The sequence below is a fragment of the Persicitalea sp. genome, assembly GCF_041751555.1.
GTDB lineage: Bacteria > Bacteroidota > Bacteroidia > Cytophagales > Spirosomataceae > Persicitalea.
In genome coordinates this window covers 1-5,553 of sequence record NZ_JBGSXF010000744.1, presented here as the reverse complement: position 1 = coordinate 5,553, position 5,553 = coordinate 1, and the positions used below count along the sequence as shown (strand labels likewise).

Here is a 5,553-nt window from a genome sequence, read left to right as displayed (position 1 = left end):
CGTTCCCTTCCACGGGCAGGCGGAGTGCGTGTCGGATTCCTGTAAGAATTCACTCTTCACCGACTCAATGGGGAAGTAGTGGTTGTTTTCGACAACGACGGTTTCGTCGCTCTCGGCGATGGTTTGGTTATTCCAGGTAGCTGTCATGGGGATTGTTGACTCGTTTAATTGTTGAAATGTTAAATTGACTATATGTTTGGTAAACTGAGGCTATCAACTATGGTTTAGAATGTGGTAGCGATTTTTGAGAATAGCCAATTAACGTAGTCCTAACTGGAATTTTTCGGAATCAGATTCCGAAAAATTCCGATTTAAGGATAAAATATTCTGGATGCGATCCAGAAACTACCCCAGATCTGAACGCAACTTACTCTTCCTCCTCCCGCACAGGTCGCCCCTCGTACACGTACATCATCATTTCCGCTGAGCGATTGGCATTGAACAGCTTCTTTTTCCCCAGCTTTCTTTGTTGCTCGTAAAAATCCTTGATCTCTGGTAGAAAACTAGCGGCGTTCGGTTGGTACATGATCTGCTGGATCGCCAGATTGCTGAGGTCGTCATCGTTGGACTGAATGGCGCCCACCAGGACTTTTCGGGCCGCCGGGGCGTCCGCCAGTTCCGAAACGAGCGAGGCGGCAACGATGCGGTTGGGCGGGTAAGGATCGTCGAGGACGGGATTGAGCGCGAATTTTTCTAAATCAGTCATGGCCTTTATGTTGCTCTTCAGGCCAAGCAAAGCCCAGTATTTGACGAATTTATTCGCATTCTCCAATCCTTTAATCTGGCTTTTCCTGGCCTTTTCTGTCCTGAAACCTGCCCACTTGGCCATGCCGTAAATCGGCTTCAAGTCCAGCTTACTGCGGTACTGGTAGGGCGTGGTGGTTTCAGAAATTTGGGCGATTTCGTATTCGGGCAGGAACAAAATGTCTTTATGTTGCAAAATCTCCTTCGCCTGCACCTTGCGAAAGCGCCGGAGCATTTTTGCATACGCCGGGTCTTCGGCCAGGTTGTTGATCTCCCAGGGGTCTTTTTCCATATCGTACAAATACTCCGCCGGGCGCGGTTCGAGCATTTGCCGCTCGGTGGCAGAGAGTTTGCCCGCTTTGTAGTCCTTGCGGATCTCTTCGGTAATCTCGCCCATGTCCATGTACAATAGGTAACGCAGTTCCTGGATGTAAGGCACGAAGACGCGCGAGTAGGCGTATTTTCCCTCAATCACCGTGCGCGTCAGATCATAGCTTTCATCGGAGCGGTCGGAAGAGAGAAAGAGGTACTTTGGCTCGGGCGTACGATGCGGTCCGGCCAGCACGCGGCCTTTCATGTAGTCAGGGATGGTGATCCCGGCCAACGAAAGTACCGTGGGTGGTAAGTCCACAAAGTCGATCATCTCATCCGTTACAGCCCCGGCCCAACCCCAGGGCGAAAGGTGACGGTACTTTTCGGGAAACCAGATCACGAACGGCACACGGTGGCCCAACCCGATGCCGTTGGTTTTGGAACGCGGCATCCCTTCGCCGTGGTCAGCGAAAAGAAAAATAATTGTGTTTTGCCGCAGACCTTCCTTTTCCAGCCGATCCAGCAATTCCCTGAATTCCAGGTCAGTTTTGCTAATCGAGTTGTTGACCCGCGCCATCTGCTTGCGCATTTCGGGGCTTTCGCGGTAGTAGGGCGGCATAAACACGTCCGCCTCGGCGTGCTTCATCGAGTCGGGTAATTGGTCGAGAATTATTTTCTCGTAGTCGGCATAAGGCAGCGTCATCGTCCGTGACTGGTGGCTATGGAAGCTATTGAAAACTGCGAAAAACGGCTGTCCCTCCCCACGATTCCACCAACCTGCCTTGCCCGAGCTTTCGTCCCAGCTTTCCTGAATGACTCGTTTGGCGTCGGAAGTATTGTAGTCGGTCTTGTTGTTGTTGGTCGTGTAGTAACCCGCTTCTTTGAGGTACTTTGGAAAGCCGTGGATGAAGTCGGGAATCGGATAGGCGCTGCGGTGATTGCCCGTGCCCAGTTCGTAGGTTTTGACGCCCGTGATCAGCGCCGAGCGGCTGGGCGAACAGACGCTACCCGTCGAGAAGGCGTAGTTGAAGCGAACGCCCTCGCGAGCAAGTTGATCCATCGTGGGCGTTTTGGCCGTGAGGTTGCCGTAGATGCCAATAAATTCGGGCGAGGTGTCCTCGAAGGTGAGCCAGAGAATGTTGGGCCGGGCCGCGTTCGGCTTGTCCTGGCTTTGGGCAAAAATTCCGTTGACGGCCAAAAAGGAAACAGCAACGAGTAGAAAGCAGCGTCTAAGCATATTTTACGGGTAAAAATTCAATATTCGCAATATAGCCGAAAAATCATGCTTGTCCTTCAAATCATTCTCTTGAATTTGCTGCTGGCCTTCGCGGGTTCTGGCAAGAAAGAAACCAAAATCACCATCACTCCCGACCAGGGGCGGCTGATCACTAACCAAATTCAGCAAGCTATTGACTCCTGCGCGGCGGCGGGAGGCGGAACGGTCTATTTCCCCAAGGGTAAATTCCTGACGGGCGGCTTGAAGCTAACGAGCAATCTCACCATGCTTCTGGCCGAGGGAACCCTGATCCAGGGCAGCGACAATTACAAAGACTATGGTGACGGCAAGCGGCCCGAAGCCCTTTTCTCGGGAGATAACCTGACGAATGTCACCTTTGAGGGCAAAGGCACCATCGACGGCGTGGACTGCACTTCACCGACGGGTGAGGAAGGTTTTCGCGGGCCGCACTGCATTCGCATTTTCAATGGAAAAAATCTCGTGTTCAAGGACATCACCATCGTGCGCTCCGCCAACTACGCCATTTTCTGCAACTACTCCGATGGCGTCCGGTTGAAGGACGTCAAGATTCGGGGCGGCCACGACGGTTTCCACATTCGTTTTGGCAGAAACGTCCTGGCTGAGGACTGCGATTTCCGCACGGGCGACGACGCCTTCGCGGGCAACGACAACGTAAATTATGTGGTAAAAAGGTGCAGCGTCAATACCTCCTGCCACGGCTTTCGGCTGGGCGGACAAAACGTGCTGATCGAAGATTGCCGCATCTGGGGGCCGGGCGAGTACAAGCACATCAAGCAAAACCGCAACAACACGCTGTCGGCCTTCGTATATTTCTCGCCCCAGGATGCCAATCCCAAGCTGCAAAGCGGCGACTGGCTGGTCAAGAATGTGACCGTCGAGGGCGTGGACAACGTCTATATCTACGATTTTGCGGGCGGCCTCTGGCAAACCGGGCAACTTATGCAGGGCATCCGTTTTGAAGGGTTAAAGGTCAGGAACGTTAAGAAAGGCTTTACAGTGATCGGCGACGAAAATCGGCACTTCCAACTTGCCATCGCCAATTCGACCTTTATCAATGATGAATACAACAACCCCGCACCCTTCAAAATGGAACGGACGCTGATCGACACGAAGCACTTTTTCGACCTGACCAATTTCGACAAGCTGACGCTAAAAAACGTCGAGTTCAAACAGTTTCCCGCCCGGCCTTTGCTGGACATAGCAAACGGAAATATCGTGCAGATCAGCAAAGTGAAGGCTCCCGCCCAAACGAGCGAGAGCCTTTTTGAATTTCAAAATGTGGCTACTGTCAAAAAGTAAGGGTCACACCCCAAGCTTCCAGTCACCCCGGTAGTCGCGCTTAACGAACTGGTTGGCGGGCTCGAAGTTGGTCACGCGCATATTCTTGCCATCCCAAAGTAATTTTTTGCGACCAGGGTAGTTGAAGCCCCTGCCTCCGTCGGTGCGCTCTTCGCGCAGGTTGTAGCTCCTGATGCCGAGATTGCCCATGATGACCGTCTCGGTCAGCGGCCCGGCGTAGTCGAAGGAAGAGGTCAGCGCCTTATGTTCTTTGCTGCCGAAGCCCGCCTTACAGGCGTCGGCCCAAGTCGCGTAGTGGCCCCAACTGTGCAGACTGGTGTATTTTTCCACAAAAGCCCCCTTCTCCATCGTGAGCTTGTCGCCGTTGTTCAGATACACTTTCGGGTTGTTTCCGTAAGTGCCACAGGTAATCACGCCCTTGTCGCCGAGCATGATCACGCCGTTGGAACTGTCGTTGTCGCCGATGGGGTCGTCGGCCGGAATTACATCGGGGTGCGCCGGACGAAGGCCGCCGTCGTACCAAATCATGGTCACGTCCGACTTGTTGGTTTTCGTGGCCGGAAACTGCAACTGCACCCGCGAGGAAGGCGGGCAACCCTCGGGGATGTGTTCCAGGTTTCTGCCATTTAAATAGACTGTTCCCGCGCTGCATTCCACTTCGGTGGGGTATTTCAGGCTCAGCACCCGGAAGGGCGTGTCGATCAGGTGACAGCCCATGTCGCCGAGTGCGCCCGTGCCGAACGCCCACCAGCCCCGCCACGAGAACGGATGGTAGGCCGGGTTGTAATCTATCCAGGGCGCAGTACCGACCCACAATTCCCAGTCCACATGGTCGGGTTTCTTGAAACTACCCGTCGGCACCGGAATACCCTGCGGCCAAATGGGGCGATTAGTCCAGACGTGCGACTCCTTTACGGTGCCGATCAGCCCCTTGTCGAACCAGGATTGCATCTGCTTTTGGGCGGGATTGCTGGCACCCTGGTTGCCCATTTGGGTCACGACCTTGTACTTTCGGGCGGCCTCGGTGAGCATCCGGGCTTCGTAGATGTCGTGCGTGAGTGGCTTCTGGCCGTACACGTGCTTGCCGAGTTGAATGGCGTCCATCATCGACACGGCGTGCTGGTGGTCGGGCATCGAAATGGTCACGGCGTCGATGTCCTTGCCCATCTCGTCGAACATCCGGCGGTAGTCGATGTACTTCTTGGCGTTGGGGTGCTCGTCGAAGCTCTGCTTGCCGCGCTCCCAGTCCACGTCGCACAGGGCCACGATGTTCTCCGCGCCGTTGTTGTAGGCTTCGTGGACGTCGGTGACGCCCTTGCCCCCCACGCCGATGCCCGCGATGTTGAGTTTGTCGCTGGGCGCGCGGAAGCCTTTGCCCAGCACGTGGCGGGGTACTATGGCGAAACTGCCCAGGGCGGAAGCGCCCAGCGCCGCGGCTGTGCCGTTCTTTAAAAATTTACGTCGCGATGATGCCTCTTTATTCTCCATGAAAGTTAATTTTTAAGTAATCAAACTCATAAACTTTGAACTCCGTCAACGGTACCCGTTATTCGTCGGATCGCTCTCCAATAACTTAGGATTCAGCACGATCTCCTCGGCTGGAATAGGTAGTTTGACCATGTGCGGTTGAATATTTTTGCTTCCCTCGTGAATACCGAAATCAGTGTTTTTGATGGTTTCTACCAAAATCCCCCAACGAATCAGGTCGTAGCGGCGCTCGCTCTCGCCGGCCAATTCCCACTTGTACTCGTCCTGAATGGCCTTGCGGAGGGTGGTCTGCGTCAGGCCGGAAAGGGGCTTGGCGGGTGAGTAAGCCCGCTCGCGGATGCGGTTGACATATTGGTAAGCGTCGGCAGTGTTGCCCAGTTCGTTGGCTGCTTCGGCGGCCATCAAGTACACCTGCGCCAGGCGCATCGTGATCCACCACTCGCCGTGCTGAC

At 54.4% G+C, this 5,553-nt stretch carries 5 protein-coding genes; 1 reads left to right on the top strand and 4 read right to left on the bottom strand.

Going from position 1 to position 5,553, the window contains the following annotated elements:
* Window positions 1–147 (bottom strand): DUF427 domain-containing protein (locus ACEW8P_RS25965; RefSeq protein WP_373515973.1); only part of this gene is annotated, 147 nt, incomplete at its 3' end.
* Between the two features lie 220 nt (window positions 148–367).
* Window positions 368–2,293 carry a sulfatase gene (locus ACEW8P_RS25960; protein ID WP_373515972.1) on the bottom strand — a complete coding sequence of 642 codons (1,926 nt, stop codon included), beginning with the start codon at window positions 2,291–2,293 and terminating at the stop codon, window positions 368–370.
* Between the two features lie 45 nt (window positions 2,294–2,338).
* Between ACEW8P_RS25960 and ACEW8P_RS25955 the strand changes: the two genes are divergently transcribed.
* Entirely contained in the window at window positions 2,339–3,613 is a 1,275-nt protein-coding gene (locus ACEW8P_RS25955) for a glycosyl hydrolase family 28-related protein (protein WP_373515971.1), read from the top strand.
* Window positions 3,614–3,616: 3 nt separating this feature from the next.
* Here the strand turns inward: ACEW8P_RS25955 and ACEW8P_RS25950 are convergent, their stop codons facing one another.
* Together ACEW8P_RS25950 and ACEW8P_RS25945 are read right to left on the bottom strand one after the other, a co-directional pair.
* On the bottom strand, window positions 3,617–5,101 hold the full coding sequence (locus ACEW8P_RS25950) for a Gfo/Idh/MocA family protein (protein WP_373515970.1): 1,485 nt from the start codon (window positions 5,099–5,101) through the stop codon (window positions 3,617–3,619).
* 45 nt (window positions 5,102–5,146) lie between these two features.
* The coding region (locus ACEW8P_RS25945; RefSeq protein WP_373515969.1) for a RagB/SusD family nutrient uptake outer membrane protein at window positions 5,147–5,553 on the bottom strand (407 nt) is incomplete at its 5' end.

Excerpts from the sequence above, each read along its gene's own strand:
- ACEW8P_RS25955 (WP_373515971.1), top strand. The coding sequence starts at position 2,339 with ATGCTTGTCCTTCAAATCATTCTCTTGAATTTGCTGCTGGCCTTCGCG.
- ACEW8P_RS25950 (WP_373515970.1), bottom strand. The coding sequence starts at position 5,101 with ATGGAGAATAAAGAGGCATCATCGCGACGTAAATTTTTAAAGAACGGC.
- ACEW8P_RS25960 (WP_373515972.1), bottom strand. The coding sequence starts at position 2,293 with ATGCTTAGACGCTGCTTTCTACTCGTTGCTGTTTCCTTTTTGGCCGTC.